At 55.0% G+C, this 20,486-nt stretch carries 19 protein-coding genes and 1 other RNA gene; 10 read left to right on the forward strand and 10 right to left on the reverse strand.

Annotated features, from left to right (window positions below; genetic code table 11):
* Positions 1 to 761 precede the first annotated feature (761 nt).
* The gene (gene aqpZ, locus R8G34_16495) at positions 762 to 1,448 is read left to right on the forward strand and encodes an aquaporin Z (protein MDW3224454.1); all 687 of its coding nucleotides are present in this window, start codon (positions 762 to 764) and stop codon (positions 1,446 to 1,448) included.
* Positions 1,449 to 1,455: 7 nt separating this feature from the next.
* On the opposite strand, the gene recR is transcribed toward aqpZ, so the two are convergent.
* From recR to R8G34_16520, 5 genes are all read right to left on the reverse strand, one after another.
* Positions 1,456 to 2,049, reverse strand: a complete 594-nt coding sequence (recR, locus tag R8G34_16500; GenBank protein ID MDW3224455.1) for a recombination mediator RecR — start codon at positions 2,047 to 2,049, stop codon at positions 1,456 to 1,458.
* A gap of 86 nt (positions 2,050 to 2,135) precedes the next feature.
* Positions 2,136 to 2,480 (reverse strand): YbaB/EbfC family nucleoid-associated protein, encoded by a 345-nt coding sequence (locus R8G34_16505; GenBank protein ID MDW3224456.1) that lies wholly within the window; start codon positions 2,478 to 2,480, stop codon positions 2,136 to 2,138.
* Positions 2,481 to 2,558: 78 nt separating this feature from the next.
* On the reverse strand, positions 2,559 to 4,310 hold the full coding sequence (locus R8G34_16510; protein MDW3224457.1) for a DNA polymerase III subunit gamma/tau: 1,752 nt from the start codon (positions 4,308 to 4,310) through the stop codon (positions 2,559 to 2,561).
* Between the two features lie 336 nt (positions 4,311 to 4,646).
* Positions 4,647 to 4,805, reverse strand: a complete 159-nt coding sequence (locus R8G34_16515) for a hypothetical protein (GenBank protein MDW3224458.1) — start codon at positions 4,803 to 4,805, stop codon at positions 4,647 to 4,649.
* Between the two features lie 7 nt (positions 4,806 to 4,812).
* Complete coding sequence (locus R8G34_16520) at positions 4,813 to 5,373, reverse strand: TetR/AcrR family transcriptional regulator (GenBank protein MDW3224459.1); 561 nt, start codon at positions 5,371 to 5,373, stop codon at positions 4,813 to 4,815.
* A gap of 73 nt (positions 5,374 to 5,446) precedes the next feature.
* Between R8G34_16520 and R8G34_16525 the strand changes: the two genes are divergently transcribed.
* The gene (locus R8G34_16525; GenBank protein ID MDW3224460.1) at positions 5,447 to 6,343 is read left to right on the forward strand and encodes an alpha/beta fold hydrolase; all 897 of its coding nucleotides are present in this window, start codon (positions 5,447 to 5,449) and stop codon (positions 6,341 to 6,343) included.
* A gap of 21 nt (positions 6,344 to 6,364) precedes the next feature.
* Here R8G34_16525 and ffs read toward each other — a convergent pair.
* Positions 6,365 to 6,463: signal recognition particle sRNA small type (gene ffs / locus R8G34_16530), an RNA gene on the reverse strand.
* 44 nt (positions 6,464 to 6,507) lie between these two features.
* Complete coding sequence (locus R8G34_16535; protein ID MDW3224461.1) at positions 6,508 to 8,379, reverse strand: 5'-nucleotidase C-terminal domain-containing protein; 1,872 nt, start codon at positions 8,377 to 8,379, stop codon at positions 6,508 to 6,510.
* 151 nt (positions 8,380 to 8,530) lie between these two features.
* Between R8G34_16535 and nudC the strand changes: the two genes are divergently transcribed.
* A complete protein-coding gene (gene nudC / locus R8G34_16540; GenBank protein MDW3224462.1) occupies positions 8,531 to 9,499 on the forward strand; it encodes an NAD(+) diphosphatase in 969 nt (322 codons plus the stop codon).
* A 36-nt stretch (positions 9,500 to 9,535) separates the two neighbouring features.
* Complete coding sequence (locus R8G34_16545) at positions 9,536 to 10,003, forward strand: SRPBCC family protein (protein ID MDW3224463.1); 468 nt, start codon at positions 9,536 to 9,538, stop codon at positions 10,001 to 10,003.
* A gap of 28 nt (positions 10,004 to 10,031) precedes the next feature.
* On the opposite strand, the gene R8G34_16550 is transcribed toward R8G34_16545, so the two are convergent.
* The gene (locus R8G34_16550) at positions 10,032 to 10,874 is read right to left on the reverse strand and encodes a prephenate dehydratase (protein ID MDW3224464.1); all 843 of its coding nucleotides are present in this window, start codon (positions 10,872 to 10,874) and stop codon (positions 10,032 to 10,034) included.
* A gap of 119 nt (positions 10,875 to 10,993) precedes the next feature.
* Here R8G34_16550 and R8G34_16555 point away from each other — a divergent pair, with 119 nt between their 5' ends.
* From R8G34_16555 to R8G34_16575, 5 genes are all read left to right on the forward strand, one after another.
* On the forward strand, positions 10,994 to 11,497 hold the full coding sequence (locus R8G34_16555) for a cytochrome c family protein (protein ID MDW3224465.1): 504 nt from the start codon (positions 10,994 to 10,996) through the stop codon (positions 11,495 to 11,497).
* A 187-nt stretch (positions 11,498 to 11,684) separates the two neighbouring features.
* Positions 11,685 to 13,616, forward strand: coding sequence for an extracellular solute-binding protein (locus R8G34_16560; protein ID MDW3224466.1), 1,932 nt, complete (start codon positions 11,685 to 11,687; stop codon positions 13,614 to 13,616).
* A gap of 9 nt (positions 13,617 to 13,625) precedes the next feature.
* Positions 13,626 to 14,714, forward strand: a complete 1,089-nt coding sequence (locus R8G34_16565; GenBank protein MDW3224467.1) for a microcin C ABC transporter permease YejB — start codon at positions 13,626 to 13,628, stop codon at positions 14,712 to 14,714.
* The gene (locus R8G34_16570) at positions 14,714 to 15,820 is read left to right on the forward strand and encodes an ABC transporter permease (protein ID MDW3224468.1); all 1,107 of its coding nucleotides are present in this window, start codon (positions 14,714 to 14,716) and stop codon (positions 15,818 to 15,820) included. Before R8G34_16565 ends, R8G34_16570 begins: the two co-directional genes overlap by 1 nt.
* A 22-nt stretch (positions 15,821 to 15,842) precedes the next feature.
* A complete protein-coding gene (locus R8G34_16575; GenBank protein MDW3224469.1) occupies positions 15,843 to 17,423 on the forward strand; it encodes an ABC transporter ATP-binding protein in 1,581 nt (526 codons plus the stop codon).
* A gap of 5 nt (positions 17,424 to 17,428) precedes the next feature.
* Here the strand turns inward: R8G34_16575 and hemN are convergent, their stop codons facing one another.
* Positions 17,429 to 18,784 (reverse strand): oxygen-independent coproporphyrinogen III oxidase, encoded by a 1,356-nt coding sequence (gene hemN, locus R8G34_16580; GenBank protein MDW3224470.1) that lies wholly within the window; start codon positions 18,782 to 18,784, stop codon positions 17,429 to 17,431.
* 62 nt (positions 18,785 to 18,846) lie between these two features.
* Here hemN and R8G34_16585 point away from each other — a divergent pair, with 62 nt between their 5' ends.
* On the forward strand, positions 18,847 to 19,590 hold the full coding sequence (locus R8G34_16585; protein ID MDW3224471.1) for a Crp/Fnr family transcriptional regulator: 744 nt from the start codon (positions 18,847 to 18,849) through the stop codon (positions 19,588 to 19,590).
* A gap of 48 nt (positions 19,591 to 19,638) precedes the next feature.
* Here R8G34_16585 and R8G34_16590 read toward each other — a convergent pair whose 3' ends face one another.
* Positions 19,639 to 20,475: a universal stress protein gene (locus R8G34_16590; GenBank protein MDW3224472.1), complete on the reverse strand. Its 837-nt coding sequence runs from the start codon at positions 20,473 to 20,475 to the stop codon at positions 19,639 to 19,641.
* Between the last annotated feature and the right edge of the window lie 11 nt (positions 20,476 to 20,486).

Here is a 20,486-nt window from a genome sequence, read left to right on the forward strand (position 1 = left end):
ATTGTCTTGCCATGCCATGTCCCTCAACCACTACACCGCATTTTGGGAACTGTCTCTGGGTCCGGTCGCGCCTGTCGGAACTCACCCAGAAATGCCGGTTACGAAGTGCCATTCCTCACTATTGTTGGCCGCTTTTCCGCATTCAATGACCAGATAATTCAGACGTCGCCGGCTCTATATCGACGATCCAAAAATGGTTTGGCAAAGCGGCTGACATTATGGGCGAGTCCGGTTGCGGCGTCGTTACCGCCGTGATGCCGGTTTCGAAAGAGGGCGGAAGTGATCCGTATAATTCGACCTAACCGGACATCGAGCGTCTACCGGACAGTGTCAAACCCAAAGACAACGCAATCCGCTATAGACGCCTTACGGCGCACATCATGGGCGAAACGAGGCCTTGCGTGCTGCCTTGTGACAATAAGAGAATTTTACAAGATCTATCTCCGGTTCAATTGTGTGCTCGCGGTAGAATTGTGAACCACTCTTGCTCGGCTTGAACATCCGGCTACACGCCTATCGGCTTTACTGGATTTCCGCCGTTGGAAAGCTTCGTTCTGTGAAGGCGATCGCAGCGCAGAATATAAAGACAGCTTTTTTCAAGTGGGGCGGCGCTTGTTGTTTTCATGTCAAAGCTAAATGTCGGTTCTCTTCACGGTCTGGTTGCATTTCGATTGGGGGAATTCTCCAGCAAAGGTCCCATCGACAACGCGCGATTTCGTGGTAGCGTTCAAAAAAATGTAATCGGAGAAGAGGGTGCCGCTATGACGAAAAAATTGATCGCTGAATTCATTGGGACGTTTTGGTTGGTTCTGGGTGGGTGTGGCGCTGCCGTTTTGGCCGCTGGCGTGCCAGACGTTGGGATCGGTTGGCTGGGTGTCAGTTTCGCCTTTGGCTTAACGGTTTTGACCATGGCCTACGCTGTGGGTCACATCTCCGGCGGGCATTTCAATCCGGCCGTTTCTCTGGGTCTGATGATTGCCGGGAAATTTGAGGGTAAGGATTTGTTACCTTATTGGTTTGCACAGGTCGCTGGCGCGATCATTGCCGCGGTTGTCCTCTATTTCATAGCTTCCGGCTTGCCGGATTTTGCGGCAGGCGGATTTGCCTCCAACGGTTATGGTGACGCGTCCCCACAGGGTTTTTCCATGACGGCCGCACTGGTGACTGAAATCGTGATGACGGCGTTTTTCCTAATCATCATTCTTGGGGCCACATCGGCTGGTGCGCCCGCAGGATTTGCCCCTATTGCAATCGGTCTTGGACTGACGCTAATTCATCTGATCTCGATCCCCGTGACCAATACCTCGGTCAATCCGGCGCGTTCGACGGGCGTCGCACTTTTTGCCGATGGTCCGGCTTTGTCCCAGCTTTGGTTGTTCTGGTTGGCGCCGTTGGTGGGGGCTGCTGTTGGCGCGCTGATCTGGCGTGCGATGGACCCAGACAGCTGAAGACGCGCTAGATGTCTTTGCGTGCCCGCATGGCGGCGGTTATGGTACCATCATCAAGGTAATCTAATTCACCGCCAATGGGCACGCCTTGTGCCAGGGAGGTCAATCGGACCTGCCCATCAAGCTGATCGGCGATGTAATGCGCGGTGGTTTGCCCATCAATCGTCGCATTCAACGCCAGCACGACTTCGGTAATATTCTCGGATGGTACCCGGTCGATCAAACGTGGGATGCGTAGCTCTTGCGGCCCAATCGCATCCAAAGCAGATAGCGTACCGCCCAAGACATGGTAACGTCCCTTGAAGACGCCTGAACGTTCCATCGCCCAGAGGTCGGCGACATCCTCCACCACACATAGCTCGCCATTGGCGCGTTTTTCGGAGGTGCAGATGTCGCAGATGTCGAGCGTTCCGACGTTGCCGCAATTCAGGCATTCGCGTGCTGTCGCGGCAACAGTTTGCATGGCGTCCGCCAACGGCGTCAGCAGCAGGCTGCGTTTGCGAATAAGATGCAAGACCGCCCGCCTTGCCGAGCGCGGACCGAGGCCAGGCAATTTGGCCATCAGTTCGATCAAGGCGTCAATGTCTTTGGTGCTGCTCATTGATATGGTAGCTTGGACCTGCAGGAAGAGTACGGCGCAACCCCGTGCTGTGACATTGGGTCACCGGATTTCATCGCCACACCAGATTAAAACGGCAGCTTCATGTCAGCAGGCAAGCCCAAGCCTTCGGTCAGCTTTGCCATTTCTTGTTGTGCGCGTTCTGTTGCTTTGCTCTGCGCATCCTTGATCGCGGCTAGGATCAGGTCTTCCACGACTTCCTTGTCATCTCCATTGAAGATCGACGGATCAATATTCAAGGTTTTCAATTCACCTTTCGCGGTGCAAGTGGCGGTCACAAGTCCTGCGCCTGAAGAGCCCTCGACCATCAGGTTGGCCATATCCTCTTGCAGCTGTTCCATCTTGCCCTGCATTTCCTGCGCTTTTTTCATCATTCCGGCCATGTCGCCGAGGCCACCTAATCCTTTGAGCATTCTCTCGTCCTTGTTGTAGGTCTGTTTCTGGATATATGCGGCTTGATGCGCGTTGGGGCAAGGGCTGCTTGCGATCGCCTAGTCATCCTCGAAAGGGTCCCATTCGTCCTCAACTTCGGGCAAGGCCTCTTGTACAGCCTCCGAGGCGATCTGGTCGGGGGTCCGGATATCCTTGATTTTGGCCTTCGGGAACTGTGCCAGAACGGCTTGCATCAAAGGGTGCTTATGTGCCGCATCTTCCAGCGCGTATTTCTTGGCATTGCGCACCTCATCGATGGTCTTGCCCCCGCCCTCGCTGACGATAGTCACGGCCCACCGGTTACCAGTCCACATTTGCAACCGCTGGCCCAACCGTTGTGCCAGATCACGCGGCGCGCGGTCTGTTGGTTTGAATTCTATGCGCCCGGGTTGATAGGACACCAGCCTGACGTCGGTTTCCACATCGGCAAGCAATTTGCCATCCCGGTTCGCGCGGATGAGTTCTACCACATGATCAAATGTCGGGAATCGGGCAAGGGCCGCGTCTAGGTCGACGGCCTGTGCCGTGGCCGTCCCAGCGCTGCCAGTCGCGTTTGGTCGGGCCGAGGCGATAGCCGAGGCCCCCCCGCCCGCGGCACGCGCGCCAGCGCTTTGCGCTGGTTTCCCACCGCCACCGGCGGGAGGATTGGTCCCGTTCAGTTTGCGCACCAATTCTTCCGGGCTTGGCAAATCAGCCACATGTGTCAGGCGAATGATCGCCATCTCCGCAGCCATCATCGCATTGGGCGCATTGGCAACTTCGTCCAGTGCCTTCAGCAACATTTGCCATAAACGTGTCAACACGCGCATCGGTAACGCCTGCGCCATTTCCAGCCCCCGGACGCGTTCATCTGGTGATATGGTTGGGTCTTCTGCCGCTTCGGGGGTAATCTTCACAACCGACACCCAATGGGTAATTTCGGCGAGGTCCCGCAGGACTGCCATCGGGTCTGCGCCTTCAGCATATTGCGATGACAACTCTGTCAACGCGCCGGTGGCATCACCCCTTAAAATCATGTCAAACAGATCAAGAACGCGTCCCCGATCCGCCAAACCGAGCATTGCACGTACCTGAATGGCGTTCGTCTCTCCGGCTCCGTGACTGATCGCCTGATCCAGGAGAGACGTCGCATCGCGCGCTGACCCTTCAGCGGCGCGCGCGATCAGGGCAAGCGCGTCTTCGGCAATCTCGGCATTTTCCGCGTCGGCGATCTTTCGCATCAACGCGATCATGACTTCTGGTTCGATGCGACGCAAATCAAAGCGTTGGCAGCGCGAAAGAACCGTCACAGGGACTTTGCGGATTTCGGTTGTCGCGAAAATGAATTTCACATGGGCAGGCGGTTCTTCGAGGGTTTTCAAGAGCGCATTGAACGCTCCGGTGCTCAGCATGTGCACTTCGTCGATAATGTACACCTTGTAGCGTGCGGAGGCAGCCCGGTAGTGCACCGAGTCGATGATCTCGCGGATATTGGCCACACCGGTGTTAGAGGCCGCATCCATTTCCATAACATCTACATGGCGCCCCTCCATGATCGCAAGGCAGTGCTCGCAAACACCGCAAGGCTCTGTCGTTGGCCCGCCTGCACCATCGTCCCCGATACAGTTCATGCCTTTTGCAATGATCCGGGCGGTGGTGGTTTTGCCAGTCCCGCGGATACCAGTCATCACAAAGGCTTGGGCAATCCGATCCGCGTCAAAGGCATTTTTCAGGGTCCGCACCATTGCATCCTGCCCCACCAAATCGGCAAAGGTCTCAGGGCGGTACTTACGTGCCAGTACCTGATATTCATTCTTTTCGGTTTTGGTCATGCAGTGGCCTTGAAGCAGGAGATTCGGCGGTCAGCCTGTAGGGTAGGGGTCCCAACGGAAGACGTAAACCAGAGCCGCACAAGAAAGCGATCTGTTACCAGGTGCGTGCACCCCGGAGTATATCAGAACGTCACCTTCAATGGCCGTTACTCGCTTCGTCCGCCGAAAAAACGTTGCCTTGATCACTCAATGTGGGCCAGGCATCGGTCCAGATGATACATAATTCGCTACGGGTCTGATCGGTTTTCAAGTTGCGCTCTGGTTTGAGGTGTTCAGGCAACGCTTGTTAAAACGCCCCGCCCGGGGATGGTTCGCGCGGGTTCGGAGCGCAAAAATCTAATTCTGTCGGGTGCCTAGGGTATCAGCCATCATGCATGGGATGTCGACCGGTTCGCCTATGAACGGTTTGACGGGCTTGGTTTTTTCGCGCTTTGTGCCATTATTTTCTGCATCATCCTGCCCCAGCGTGCGGTGCGCACCGTGGAGATCTTCCACTGGCTGGTCAGGTCAGATCAAACAGATTTGGCAAATCACGAAGCACTTGCGAACTGCGTCTCGCGCGGGACAATTGCCACCCGCCTTGAATGAGGAGGAAAAGATGCTCGGCGTGACGTTCTGCCCGGTCTTTGTCCATGCCCAAACGGATCGCATGGTCATACACTTCCTCAATCCAGCCTTGATAACACCGTTCCGCATGTTGCAGGAAGATAGCGTTTTCAGGTCCCTCAAAAAGCGTGGACCCAATCGGGCACCCATCTCTCTGTCCGGTCAGGTCAAATAGTTTTGCGAGTTTAAAACAGAGCGTTGTGGCGCCATCGTTAACGGTCGATGCATCAGCGAAGCTGGCGGCAATAACACGCAGCATTTCGTCGGAGGCCCAGGTCGCGGCGGCGATGGCCAAATCTGCCTTTCCATTGGGGAAATGGTGATAAAGCGACCCTTTTGGCGAGGCGGCCTCGGCCAACAAATCATTCAATCCCACACCGTGATACCCCCGAGAGCGGAACAGCTGCGCTGCGGCGCGGATCAAACGATCCTTGGTTGGAAGGGCGGAATTATTCACATGGTCAACTTGACAGGACTAGACCGATTGGTCCACACATAAGAATAGACCAATCGGTCTAGACATCTTATTAATGAGAGGCACGCCTGTGTTGAAAGTTGTGGAAACGCCGGTGATCCGTCGTCGCCTGATAAAAACCAAAGACGGCGCAGAACTCGGTGGCACGCTTTTCTTGCCGCCCCTCCCGCCCCGCGCAGCGCTTGTCTTGAATGGCGCGACCGGGGTGCCACAAACGCTTTACAAGGCGTTTGCCCAATGGGTCGCTGCCGAACGCGGCGTAGCTGTTTTGACCTATGACTATCGCGGTATGGGACAGTCCGCCGAGACCGGTTTGCGCGCGTGCCGCGCAACAATGTCTGATTGGGGGCTGCGCGACAATTCAGCGGCGCGTTCCCATCTCAGACGCGCTGTGCCTGATGTGCCACTTTGGGTCATGGGGCATTCACTCGGCGCAATGATGTTGCCGATGCAAGAGGACATCGATGGCATTGACCGGGTGATTGGTGTGGGATCGGGATTGGTCCATTATATGGATCATCCCTGGCCGTACCGGGGAGTAGCGATGCTTTTCTGGTTTGGCTTTCCGCCGCTGGTGGCGCGTATGTTTGGGTATTTACCCGGTCGCGCGCTTGGCTTCGGGGCGGATTTGCCGACAACGGCTTTCAATGAATGGCGGGAATGGTGCACCACACCGGGTGTTTTTGCCGGTGCGATCAAACAAAGACTTCCTGTCGCAGACTGGTCCCGGTCTGGCGCTCCTGTGCGCCTGATATCAATAGCTGACGATGACTTGGTTCCCCGCGTCTGCACAGAGCGCCTCGCGGCGTTCTATGATGGCAAAGCAAATATTGAAAGCATTCAGCCGGCTGACTTTGGATTGGGAAAAGTAGGCCACATCGCTGCGTTTTCACGGCGCAACAAGGCATTGTGGGATACTATCCTGGGCACTGACTTACCGGTGTTTAGCTGAAACACGTCCGGTTTGGGAAAGTGGTGAGAGGCTGGACAACGACCCAAGCGGGGCTCGTTACGGCTGCTGCCTTCCGGCTCTGACCGGGTTGGCGAGGCGCTCGCCCGCGCCAACCTCTCAATCGGACATATAGGCAAGGCTGATCCGGGACGCAAGTCTTTGACCTACAGGTGCAGGCGCATTCTTATGAAACCGTCAGGTGAGTAACCACAGGCTTCCGGGCGCATATAAGCGATGTCTTGTAGATAATTGAGTGCGTCTGGCGCCGTGTGCAAAAACGCGCTTATTCCTGAGCTTGGCTTGAAGCGCCAAGGATCTGCATAGCGTTCAACGCTTGAGTCCGGTTGTTTGAGAAAATCAATCAAAACCTGATCCAACGCCAGTTTTTCCCGCACGACCGTGTCAGAGTCCTTGAAAGGTCGGAAAGTGCCCCCGCCGCCTGCGCGGTGGTCGGTGACAGCCACTAAAAAATCATCATCAGGATGAATGGGCTGACCTTCATGGCAAATGTCTGTGACCCGACCTGTCGCCCCTTCAATCGCGCGACCCGCGGCGTCAAACCGACAAGGCCTCGTCAGATCAATCTGATAGGTAAGCCCATAAATTGCATCATATCGAAAACCCGGCACTTTTGGATCGACCAACATCTGATCCGGTACGTCGGTACTTAACACATTGAAAAGCAGTGCTGAGCGTTCCAGCCACCCGGCAAGACGCGCGCCGGATGCTTTGACAGCCCAAACTTGATTTGCATAAGGAATAAGCCCCGCAATGTGGCGTCTTTCCAGCTGTCCGGCGGGCAGGGAGACAAAATTCTCAGGACCATCAAAACCACCTGTCGCAGTCGTCGCGACAGCAGCGAGAAGCGGCAACTGTGCGAGGTCGGTGCCTGCGACCGCCTTGCTGATGGCCAGCCGTTTTGCGGCTGCAATCATCGCGGGGATCTGACTTGGCTGCGCCAGCGCAAAATAGCTATGCATCGGATCTGAAAGCATGGCGACCGGTTGCCCCAGGTGCGCGCGGGTCTGATCATGGGCATCTTTTACAAGCGCTTCGATGGAACGGTCCACAGCCAATGCGCTTGTGGGCTGGCGGAGAGAAGAAGAACGTGCTCCGATCCGCCAAGACTGGTCTTTTGGTCGATGATGCAGGGTCAAATCAATCACGCCAAGTTCCGAGGCGCTGCTGCCGGGCATGACCACCGGCACGTTGCCAATCATGCCTCCCTCGCAGTCTATTCCGCTCACGCCCAAATGATCGGGTCCCGGGAAACGCAAATGCGTATGGCCTGCGACAACTGCATCGATCCCTTTGATCCGGGCAACGTCGAAGATTTGATTTTGCTCGTCTTCTCCTTCGTCAAACTGGGCAATGCCCATGTGAGCCAGTGCAATCACGATGTCAGCACCTGCCGATCTTGCAGCGGCGACTGTCGTTTCGAGTGCCGCAAGCGGTGCGTCAATCTGGACAACGCCTTCCAACTGATGCCGGTTCCAAGACGCTGTCTGACGCGGCAAAACCGAAACAACGCCAACGCAAAGTGTTTGGTAAACGCCTTGCGGGCCGACGAATTTACGTTTCAACAGGCAGAACGGTTTTATCATGGGCAACTTTGTGGACCGCAGATTCGTGCACACGACTGCCGCATGAGACTGGCTCAGACTGTGCGACAGATGATCAAGCCCGTGATCAAAGTCATGATTGCCGATACCAATAGCGTCGTATTTCAGTGCGTTCATTGCCGCGATCATGGGGTGGGACGGCATCGGGCAATCGGCAAGGTATCCGCCAACCGGCGTGCCCTGGAGGGTGTCACCATTGTCCACCAGCAAGCAAATCGCGCCGCGTGATTCCGCCTCGGATCGGGCCTGGCGGATCACGGTCGCCAGCCTGGCCAAACTGTCGCCAGTCGTGTTCTGATCGTTCGCGTAGTCATAGGCGATCAACTGCATATGCAGATCGCTGGTCGCCAACAGGCGCAGTTCAACGGTTGCACTTGCCGCGTCGGGATCAGAAACGATGGTAATCTCGGTCATTTCCTTAAACGTAAAAAATCAACTCTTGCACGAGTTAATATCCAACAGATCACGTACAAGTTGGCAAGAGCGCAGATGCCGCAGGGCCCGCTTTGATCTTGCATGATCAAAAGGCACATGACAGTCGTTTCTCTATTAGCGGGGGAACTCTATGAAACACGCGGAATCAGTAACTTTTGGCGGCTCTGCCTTGGATCGCGCAGCTGAATTGCGCAATTGCGCCGCCACGCTTGAGGCCGCCCGCGAACATCCGGATGCCCGCGCCATTCTGTTTTGGCGCGGAAAACCGTTGATCATGCCAAGTAATCCCGCGACGCTGGTGCAACTGCCGATGGGCCATCCCGTGTTGTCTGGCGCAGGTGAAGAGACGGTTTTTCTGGGGCAAGAGGACGGCGCGGGTCGTTTTGCTTTTGACCTATCTGCCTGGCAGCCGGAAGATCTTGACGCCAGCAGCCTTGGAGGTTTTCTGGATCCATCCGAACAGCAACATCCCGACTTGCCTGAAACGATGGTATTTGCCGAATTGCGCCGGGTGATGACTTGGCTGACACCGCGCGACGCGGAACTGGCGGCAACCGGCAAAGCGGTATTCGGATGGCACGATAACCATAGGTTTTGTTCCAAGTGCGGCGAAAAATCCGAATTGAGCCAGGGGGGATGGCAGCGCAAGTGCCCGGTATGTGGCGCGTCTCATTTTCCGCGGACAGATCCGGTGGTGATTATGTTGATCACACATGGCAATAAAGTTCTCATGGGACGATCGCCGGGGTGGCCGGACGGGATGTATTCTCTGCTGGCCGGATTTGTAGAACCCGGAGAAACGCTGGAAGCTGCGGTACGGCGTGAGGTTTTCGAAGAATCAGGCATAAAAGTGGGGTCAGTGAGTTATCTCGCCAGTCAGCCCTGGCCCTTTCCTGCGTCCTTGATGTTTGGCTGCGCAGGCGTGGCATTAAGCGATAGAATCACTATCGATCCGATCGAGATCGAGGATGCATTGTGGGTCAGCCGCGAAGAGATGATGCTGATATTTGCGGGCGACCATCCTAAAATTCTACCAGCGCGCAAAGGCGCAATCGCGCATTTCTTATTGGAAAACTGGCTTGCGGACCGGCTGGATTGATCTGACATTGGCAGGATCGGCGAGGGTGGGAGCCAAATGAAGTTTGCGACGCAACAAGACATAGAGGCTCCGATTTCAGCAGTTTTCGAGATGATGTCGTCCTTTGAAACCTTCGAAGACGCTGCATCGAAGTATGGCGCGGATGTCAAAAGGGTGGATAATTTGTCACGCGCGGGAATTGGAATGCATTGGAATGTTCAGTTCATTTTCAAAGGTCAAAGTCGCGTGTTGGACATGGAAATCACGCAGTTTGATCGGCCCAAGTCTATTGCTTTGGACATGACTTCGGAGGGGTTGTTCGGGCCCGCCCGAGTGGATCTGGAGAAGTTATCAGACACCAAAACGCGCATCGCAGTTGGTGGCGAGATACGGGCGAGCTCGCTCAAGGCCCGCGTTTTGCTGCAACCCCTAAAACTTGCGAAATCAACCTTGGACCAACGGTTCCAAGAGCGTGTGGCAAAATTCGTCCACAGCTTGGAACGGCAGTACAAGGACAGCACCTGAATGTTGTCTTTTGCAGGGATCTGATGGATCAGTTGCGACCCGGATCGGCCGGGTAAACACCAAGAATCTCAACCATATTCGTAAAATAATCAAGCTCTTCGAAGGCGCGTTTTACATTGGAATCATCCGGGTGGCCGTCGATATCGGCATAAAACTGCGTGGCCGTGAAGGATCCCCCGACCATGTAGCTTTCCAGTTTCGTCATGTTGATCCCGTTCGTCGCGAACCCGCCCATGGCTTTGTAAAGCGCCGCGGGAATATTGCGCACCTCAAACACAAAACTGGTGATCATTCTTTCTGAGCGTCGGGAATTATCCGGCGCGTGCGCCATCAATAAAAACCGCGTTGTGTTGTGCTGCAAGTCTTCGATGTCACGGGCCAATATTTCCAGACCGTGGATGTCGGCGGCGACTGCGCTGGCCAGCGCACCGACGCCTTTTTCCCCGCTTTTGGCCAGGTCAGCCGCCGCTCCTGCACTATCGGCGGCCGCTTCGCTTGATATGCTATGTTGCTCCAGAAAGCTGCGCGCCTGAGGCAATAGCACAAGGTGCGCTCGCACATGTTTGACATCCGCCAGCTCTGTGCCTCTCGGGGCCATAAGGTTGATGCGTACGCGAACAAACGCCTCTTCGATGATATGAAGTCCCGATTTAGGGAGCAGGCTATGGATGTCTGCAACGCGACCGTAGGTGGTATTTTCAACCGGCAGCATCGCAAGATCAGCGCGACCCTCGTGCATGGCGCGCACGACATCTTCGAATGTGTGACAAGGCACGGGGATCGCCTCTGGACGGGCGTTCAAACAGGCCTCGTGGCTATATGCGCCAAGTTCACCCTGAAATGCGATGCGCGTGGCAGTTGCAGTACTCATTAATTGGTCCTAAGTTTTTTTCTTCTATGCGAGGTCGATTGGTCGCGGTAAGTACACCTTGCCACCGGGAAGGTGAAGCAATAGATACCGCACAAACACAAACAGATGGACGGATAAGCATGTTCGACACAATGACCTTTACCAAAGCGGCCGGCGGCATCTGCGGCGCGTTGCTTGTGTTACTTCTTGGCAAGTGGATGGCAGAAGAGCTTTACCACGTTGGCGGTCACGGAGAGGCTGCCTATGTAATCGAAGTAGAAGGTGGCGAAGAAGTCGCAGAGGTTGAGGAAGTTGATTTCGCGACGGTGCTTGCCTCTGCCAGCGTCGAAGATGGCGCCAAAGTATACCGCAAGTGTTCTGCGTGCCACAAAATCGTGGAGGGGGAGAACGGGACAGGCCCTTACCTCTATGGCGTGGTGGATCGCCCGAAAGGTTCCGTCGATGGGTTTAACTACTCTGACACGCTCGCTTCAATGGATGGCGCTTGGACAGCAGACAATCTGAATGGTTTCCTTGAAAAGCCGTCTTCATACGCGCCAGGGACTTCCATGAGCTTTGCCGGATTGAAAAAAGTCGATGATCGCGCGGATCTGATCGCATATCTGGCCAGCCTCGACGACTGAAATTAACGCAAATTTAACCACTAAGGCCGCTTGCTGGACCGCAAGTGGCTTTTTTGTTGCGCGTATGCCTGATTCACACCCTGGATCACATTTTCGCAACTTGTAACTTGGCACTGCGTCCCGTTAGCTTACATCCAGAGCGAGCAATAGGCCGGATCACACGGCGCCAGACTGGAGGAAACACCATATGACAGAGCAACAGGGGTCGACGCGGACGCGCAGCACGACGAATTCTGCGGGGTTTCTGAGTTACCTGTTGGCAGCGGGTCTTGCGCTGGCACTCTGGACACACACAGTATCGGCACAGGACGAAACGACTGTCAGCCATGGCTATTCCTTCTACGGTGATTTGAGCTATCCCGCAGATTACACACATTTCAGATATGTTAATCCTGACGCTCCGAAAGGCGGCGAGATTTCCTTCTCTGCTCTTGGCACGTTTGATTCCATGAACCCCTATACCCGAAAGGGCAGAGGCGGCGCGCTTAGCACAATCATGTATGAAAGCCTCTTGGGCGAGGGCACAGGTGGCACGACTGCGCCTGCCGACGTCTATGCGGAATACTATGGACTGGTCGCCGAACGTTTGGAGTATGACACGGGCAGGAACTGGGTTATTTTCTACATGCGCCCTGAAGCACGGTTTTCCGATGGGACGCCTCTCACGGCACATGATGTGGAATTCAGCCAGAAACTGATTCTGGAACAAGGGCTGCAATCCTACGCCGACGCGGTCAGCAAACGCATCACGGGGATCGAAGTCATTGACGATCACACGATCAAATACTCGTTTACGCCGGGTATTTCGCGACGCAGCTTGATCGAAGTCGTTGGAGGCATGTCAATCTGGTCAAAGGCCTGGTACGAAGAAACAGGCGCGCGCCTCGACGAAAGCCGGCTGACGACCTCACCGGGGTCCGGTCCCTACATGATCGATACAATCGACGTGAATCGCCGTATCGTTTACAAACGCAACCCCGACTATTGGGGCAAAGACCTCCCGTTCAACGTGGGTCGCAATAACTTTGATGTCATTCGAGTTGAATATTTCGGCGATGAGAACGCTGCATTTGAGGCATTCAAGGCAGGCGAGTATACGTTCAGAACGGAAGGTAACTCGCGTCAGTGGGCCTCGGCATATGACTTTCCAAAAGTGAACAACGGGCAGATCATCAAGAAAGAACTGCCCGATGGGGCACCGCCAACCCCAACAGGATTTGTGTTCAACCTCGGTCGCGACATCTTCAAGGATCGGCGGGTGCGCGAAGCGGTGGCCTTGGGTTTTAATTTTGAGTGGACGAATGAATCGCTGCAGTTTGGCCTGTTCAAACCACGCGCGTCTTTCACGCAAGATACTGATTTGATGGCGGTCGGTGCGCCCGAGGGTGACGAATTGGCGTTCCTGCAATCTTTGGGTGACCTTGTCCCCGAAGAAATGCTCACAGAAGCTGCGCGCATACCACATACTTCCAGCGCGGATCGTTTGTTGGACCGACGTAATCTGCGGCGTGCGATGAAGCTTCTGGATGATGCGGGATGGGCGGTTGGTGAAGACGGCAAACGGCGCAACGCTCAAAATCAGCCACTTCGGATGACCTTCCTGATCAACTCGGCGGGCTCATCGACCTTGCGTGCCGTGGTCGAAAACTTCCTGTCCAACCTGGAGGCGATGGGCATTGAAACCGTTCTGGAAGCAGTAGATGCATCGCAATATACCAGCCGCGAGCGAGACCGGGACTACGATCTGGTTTTTGACCAATATATCCCTTTTCTGAGCACGGGCGGGGGCCTGCAACAGTTCTACGGATCCGAGGCAGCGGCATTTTCGGTGTTCAATCCGGCCGGTCTGGCGAGCCCACTGGTTGATGAAATCATCGAAGCCTCTCAAAGGATGGACACCAAAGAGGAAACAGACGTAACCCTGATGGCTCTTGATCGCGCGCTGCGCTATGAGTTTTTTATGATCCCTGCGTGGTACAATGACAGTTTCTGGGTCGCTTATTATGATAAGTATGAGCACCCCGAGGAAATCCCGACCTATGCGTTGGGCCAATATGATTTCTGGTGGTATAATCAGGAAAAAGCGGATGCCTTGCGCGCCGCCGGTGCGCTGAGGTAGCTGCCGCATATGGGCGCCTATATTGTCAGAAGGCTCTTGCTGATCATCCCAACATTGCTTGGGATTATGCTGATCAATTTCGCCCTGGTGCAATTTGTGCCAGGAGGTCCGGTAGAACAAGCCATCGCCCGCGCCCAGGGCGGCGGTGATGTGTTTGGCGGTTTTGCAGGGGCCGGAACGGATGCGGGCAACTCCGAATTGGCCAGCAACGACAGCCAATACATCGGTGCACGTGGCCTGCCGCCAGAATTCATTGCAGAGTTGGAAAAGGAATTTGGTTTCGACAAGCCGCCGGTCGAGCGTTTTCTGAATATGATCTGGAATTACATGCGATTTGACTTTGGCGAGAGTTACTTCCGGTCGATCTCTGTGATTGATCTCATCAAGGAAAAGTTGCCGGTCTCGATTACGCTAGGTTTATGGTCGACCTTGATTGCCTATTTGGTATCGATCCCCTTGGGCATTCGCAAGGCTGTGCGGGACGGCAGCAGCTTTGACACATGGACATCCGGACTGATTATAGCCGCTTATGCCATTCCAGGTTTTCTCTTTGCCATTCTGCTCCTGGTGCTCTTTGCGGGTGGGTCGTATTGGCAAATATTCCCATTGCGTGGTCTGACGTCGGACAATTTCGACCAGCTCAGTCCCCTGGGGAAAGTCGCTGACTATTTCTGGCACATCGCTCTGCCCGTGCTGGCTTCCACCATTTCGGCTTTTGCAACCTTGACTTTGCTCACCAAAAACAGCTTTCTGGACGAGATCAAAAAGCAATATGTCATCACCGCTCGTGCCAAAGGGCTGTCGGAACGCAGTGTGCTTTATGGTCATGTCTTCCGCAACGCGATGCTGATTGTCATCGCGGGCTTCCCGGCGGTTTTCATCGGCGTGTTCTTTGGTGGGTCCCTGATCATCGAGACGATTTTCAGCCTGGACGGACTTGGAAGGCTGGGCTTTGAAGCAGCCGTTGCGCGGGATTACCCCATCGTTTTTGGCACATTGTTTATCTTTGGTTTGATTGGTCTGCTGGTCGGGATTATTTCCGATTTGATGTATGTGTTGGTTGATCCTCGAATTGACTTTGAGCGGAGGGAAGGCTGATGGCGCTGTCTCCCCTGAACCAACGTCGATGGCGCAATTTCACCCGCAACAGGCGTGCATATTGGTCCCTTTGGATTTTTGCAGTGCTTTTTGGATTGTCGCTCATGGCGGAATTCATCGCCTATGACAAACCGATCCTCGTACAGTACCGGGGCAGCTATTACACACCGATCTGGAATTTTTACCCTGAGACTGAATTCGGTGGAGATTTCCAGACAGAAGCCGTTTACCGCGATCCGGAAGTTAAATGCCTGATCGAAACCGGTGGTTTGGAGGGGTGTTTTGATGATCCAGATGCGTATTTCGAGGATGCGCAGGATGGTATTGTGGAAGGTGCGGAAATCGAAAAGGGATGGGCTATCTGGCCGCTGATACCCTATTCTTACAACACGGCTGTGGATCGGCCCGGTGCGGCACCGTTGCCTCCGAATGCACAAAATCTGCTCGGCACGGATGGAACCAAACGCGATGTGCTGGCACGGGTGATCCATGGCTTTCGATTGTCTATTCTGTTCACGTTGCTGGTCACCGGCGCGGCGAGTTTGATCGGGATCATTGCGGGCGCTGTGCAGGGCTTCTTTGGCGGCAAGACCGACCTGATTTTTCAGCGCTTCATAGAAATATGGTCCTCGACGCCATCGCTCTATGTGATCATAATTATGTTCGCCATTCTGGGGCGAAGTTTCTGGTTACTCGTTATATTGCTGGTGCTGTTCAGTTGGACATCCCTTGTGGGCGTGGTGCGTGCCGAGTTCTTACGCGCGCGCAACCTCGAATACGTACGCGCGGCGCGCGCGCTTGGCGTCGGGAACCTGACCATCATGTTCCGTCACATGCTGCCGAATGCGATGGTCGCCATGCTGACCATGTTGCCATTTATCATCACGGGCACCATTTCCACATTGGCAATTCTTGACTTCCTTGGCTTTGGATTGCCGTCTTCTGCGCCCTCCCTGGGCGAATTGACCCTACAGGCGAAACAGAACCTGCAAGCGCCTTGGCTTGCCTTCACAGCCTTTTTCACCTTTGCGATCATGCTGTCGCTTCTGGTGTTCATCTTTGAAGGTATCCGGGATGCCTTTGACCCTCGAAAGACATTTTCCTGATGCAGAACTGTGTAAAGATGTCATGAGCGCACTTCTGGAAGTCAAAGATCTGCGTGTCAGTTTTCGTCAGGATGGCGCGCTGACCGAGGCTGTCAAAGGTGTGAGTTTCGCGGTTGAACGCGGAGAGACTGTAGCGCTGGTCGGAGAATCCGGCTCGGGCAAATCCGTATCCGCCCTTTCGACAGTATCCCTGCTGGGCGAAAGCGCTGTCGTCTCCGGTTCCGTCACCTATGACGGTCAGCAGATGATCGGGGCGGATGAAACGCGCCTGCGCAAAGTGCGCGGCAATGACATCAGTTTCATATTTCAGGAACCGATGACATCGCTCAACCCGCTGCACACTATTGAGAAGCAGCTTGGCGAAAGCCTTGCCCTTCATCAGGGTCTTGCAGGGGCAGCGGCGCGTGCGCGTATCTTGGAATTGCTCGAACAGGTCGGAATTCAGGACGCTGAGGCGCGAATTGGCAGCTACCCACACCAGCTCTCTGGTGGGCAACGTCAGCGGGTCATGATCGCCATGGCGCTTGCAAATGAACCCGATGTACTGATCGCGGATGAGCCTACCACAGCGCTGGATGTGACCATTCAGGCGCAAATCCTGGATCTGCTCAAGGACCTCAAAGATCGGCTGGGCATGGGGTTGTTGTTCATAACCCATGACCTCGGCATCGTGCGGCGCATCGCGGATCGGGTGTGTGTCATGCAAAACGGTGTCATTGTCGAAACAGGCCCGACTCGTGAAATTTTTGACACTCCGCAGCATGCCTACACAAAGAAATTGCTGGGCGCGGAACCTTCCGGTGCGCCTGCGCCGCTTGCGGCCAATGCTGAGATCATCGCGAAAACTGAGAACCTCAAAATATGGTTTCCGATCCAGGCTGGTCTGTTGCGCCGCACCGTGGGCCACGTCAAAGCGGTGAACGACGCAAGTTTGACTGTACGCGCGGGCGAAACCATCGGGATTGTGGGCGAAAGTGGGTCCGGGAAAACTACGCTGGCTCTGGCCATCATGCGGTTGATCGCCTCTGAGGGTGAGATCGTCTTCATGGGACAAGACGTGCGCAGATGGTCCACACGACAATTGCGTGGCCTGCGCAAGGACATGCAGATCGTGTTTCAGGACCCGTTTGGCAGTTTGAGCCCACGCATGACATGCGCTCAGATTATTTCCGAAGGGTTGAGCATCCATAATGTGGACGCCGACCGTGACGCGCGTGATCTTGTGCGCGAAGTGATGGTGGAAGTCGGCCTCGATCCCGCAACCATGGACCGGTATCCGCATGAATTTTCAGGTGGACAGCGCCAAAGGATCGCCATTGCGCGGGCGATGGTACTGCGACCCCGGCTGTTGGTGTTGGATGAGCCCACATCAGCGTTGGATATGACCGTTCAGGTTCAGATTGTGGATTTGCTGCGAAATCTCCAGAAAAAATATGGGCTGGCCTATATTTTCATCAGCCATGATTTGAATGTGGTGCGTGCCATGTCTCATCAGGTTATGGTCATGAAGCGCGGTGATGTTCTGGAAACCGGAAACGTGGATGCGATTTTTGATACACCATCGCACGAATATACCCGCACGCTGCTACAGGCCACAGCCTGATGGTGTCATACTGCGGTTGCGTGACCCGCGGTTGACATATCATAGGCGTCAAAATGTCTGGCCATATTTCGTGCGAGTGGCTGCGCTTCCGGTTTGATGTGAAGGCCATCTTCGCTCAGACGCACCATGTCGCCAAACCGTCCGGCCAAGTCTTGAAGCAATCGGGCGGCCAAAGCCGTATCATCAGGGAATTCGGCCGCGACACTGCGATTATTCACGCCGAAATCACACAGGATGCTTTCTATGATGCGCGCGCGCAGTTTGTCCTCGCGCGTCAAAGCGTGTCCTTTGTGGGTCGCGAAGCCGCCGGCACCAATTGCCGCTGCATAGTCGGACGTTGCGCCGTAATTCTGCGCAAATCCCTGAGGATAACGAGAAATCGCTGATGCCCCCAAGCCAATCAGAACACTTGAAGGATCATCAGTATACCCTTGAAAGCTTCGTCTTAGATTTCCAGATTCTGCGGCCTTTGTCAGGCTATCTTCCGGTCTTGCGAAATGATCGATACCGACCTGGCGGTACCCGTCCCAGTCGAGCAAGCGACGGCCAGTTTCGAAGAGCGCCAGACGTTTCTCTGGGGTTGGAAGGGTATCACTTGGAATCATGCATTGTCTGCGCGCCATCCAGGGCACATGTGCATAGCCATAAAGGGCAACGCGATCGGGATTGAGCGTCAGTAATTTTTGCACCGACGTAGCAATGCGTGTTTCGTTCTGATGGGGCAGACCAAACAGAATATCGGCGTTTAGAGATTTGACGTTTGACGCTCGCAAGGTTTCGGTGGCATCCCGTGTTACTTCGAAACCCTGAATGCGCCCAATGGTTGATTGTATTTCCGGATCGAAGTCCTGAACCCCGATACAGGCCCGTGTCAGTCCCGCGCGCACCAGGGCATCAATACGCGCCGAATCGATCTCTTTTACGTCAATCTCAACCGAAAAATCGGCGTCAGGCGCCAAAGGAGCGATTTTGTCTATGGCATCGGACAAGGCATCAATCATTTCGGCGGACAGCAAGGTGGGCGTGCCGCCACCCCAATGCATACGACTTAACGTCACACCCTCGGGCAGGAATTGCCCAAGCAGGGCTACTTCCTGTCGAACAGTCTCAACGTACTTTGCAATTGGTGACAGGGTCGGTGCACCCTGCGTGCGGCAGGCGCAAAACCAGCATAGACTGCGACAAAACGGGATATGCAGATAAAGTGAAATCGTGCTGTGTGCCGGGATGGACGCGATCCATGACTGAACATGCCCACTGGCGACATCAGTGTTGAAGTGGGGCGCTGTGGGATAACTTGTATAACGCGGTACCATCGCGTCAAAAAGCCCCAGCTTGGCTAGCTTGGACGACATGTGCATGATAGTGATATAGAAGGGTGAGTGTCAGCGTTCCTTGACACAGATCAAAATGGAAATTGGACATGCAACAATTGGTGTCTCCAGACTTAAAGAGATGCTCGGATTGCCCGATCAGACACCGGGCGGTTTGCGCCAAGTGTGACAGCGATGAATTGGAATTGCTGGAAGACATTAAATATTATCGCAGTTTCGCCGCTGGGCAAACTGTGATGTGGGCCGGGGATCATATGGATTTTGTGGCGTCAGTAGTGTCCGGGGTCGCGACGCTGACGCAGACCATGGAGGACGGTCGCACGCAGATGGTCGGGCTGTTGTTGCCGTCTGATTTTGTGGGTCGTCCTGGTCGCGGAGCTGCCGCCTATACTGTTACGGCCACGTCAGATCTGACGATGTGCTGCTTTCGGCGCAAACCGTTTGAGCAGATGATCGACACAACGCCTCATATCGCGCACAGGTTGCTGGAAATGACCTTGGATGAGCTTGATGCCGCCCGTGAATGGATGCTGGTTCTGGGGCGGAAAACGGCGCGCGAAAAAATTGCAAGTCTGTTGTCCATTATCGCACGACGCGACGCCGTTTTGGATAACGAAGCACCGGGCAGGGCGGTTCAATTTGATCTGCCTTTGACGCGGGAAGCCATGGCGGATTATCTCGGCCTGACACTGGAGACCGTGAGCCGGCAGATTTCTGCGCTGAAGCGCGACAAGGTTATTGCGCTGGCGGGAAAACGCAGTGTCACCGTGCCGGATATGGACAGATTGCTGCAAGAGGCTGGCGATGACAGTGACGGCGGTATGCTTAGCTGACGTATTTTTGCCTTGCCAGATACAGGCGCAAAAACCTCGCTGGACGGATCAATGCGCCATGAAAACTGGAACAGTCGTATGTTCAAGCATCTCTCGGGTGGCCCCGCCCAGAACGGCCTCGCGGAATCTGGAATGGCCGTAACCTCCCATAATCAGCATTTGTGAATTGGTTTCTGTGACATGGCGGCGCAGACGTTCGCTGATTTTCGCGCCACCACGGGACATGACCTGTATGTCGCACCCAATGTCATGGCGTGACAGCATGACGGCTAATGCACCACCGGGATCAGAGCGGTCCGGAGCGTGTTCCGGTGGATCGATAATGGCGATATGGACCTCTTTTGCCGCGCGCATCAGGGGGATCGCCGCCCGAACCGCGCGCAGGGCCTCGGCACTTTCGTTCCATGCGATGACGATCCGTTCGGGGCGACCAACCGGATCTCCCTCGGGTGCAACGATTGTAGGACAGCCCGCGTCCAGCATCATCGTTTCCAGAATGAGGCTTTCTTCGGGACTACTGTGATCCCGGTAAGGCAATGGCGAGATACAAAGGTCGGCGAAGCGCGCCGCCCGAGACAAGGGGCGACCTGCGTCCGCAAGTGTTGTGACTGCCGTTGTCACATTCCAGCGCAGGTTGGAACCTTCGAGCCAGCCTGTAACCTGCGCTTGGATCTCTTTGGCTTGAGTGTCAGCCTGCTGTATCGCGGCCTGAAGGATGGCTGCATTCGCGCCCACCTCATAGTAATTGCTATGCGAACGGTCCACCCCCACACACATGACTTCCAGATGTGCGTCTTCTGCCTGAACCAAACTTGCCGCTTGCTCCAAAGCGAATTTGCTCGTTTCAAACGATGAAAGCGCCGTGAAAATGGTTTTGAAGGCCATCAGTCAACTCC

This window comes from Paracoccaceae bacterium (genome assembly GCA_033344815.1).
Classification (GTDB): domain Bacteria; phylum Pseudomonadota; class Alphaproteobacteria; order Rhodobacterales; family Rhodobacteraceae; genus Roseobacter.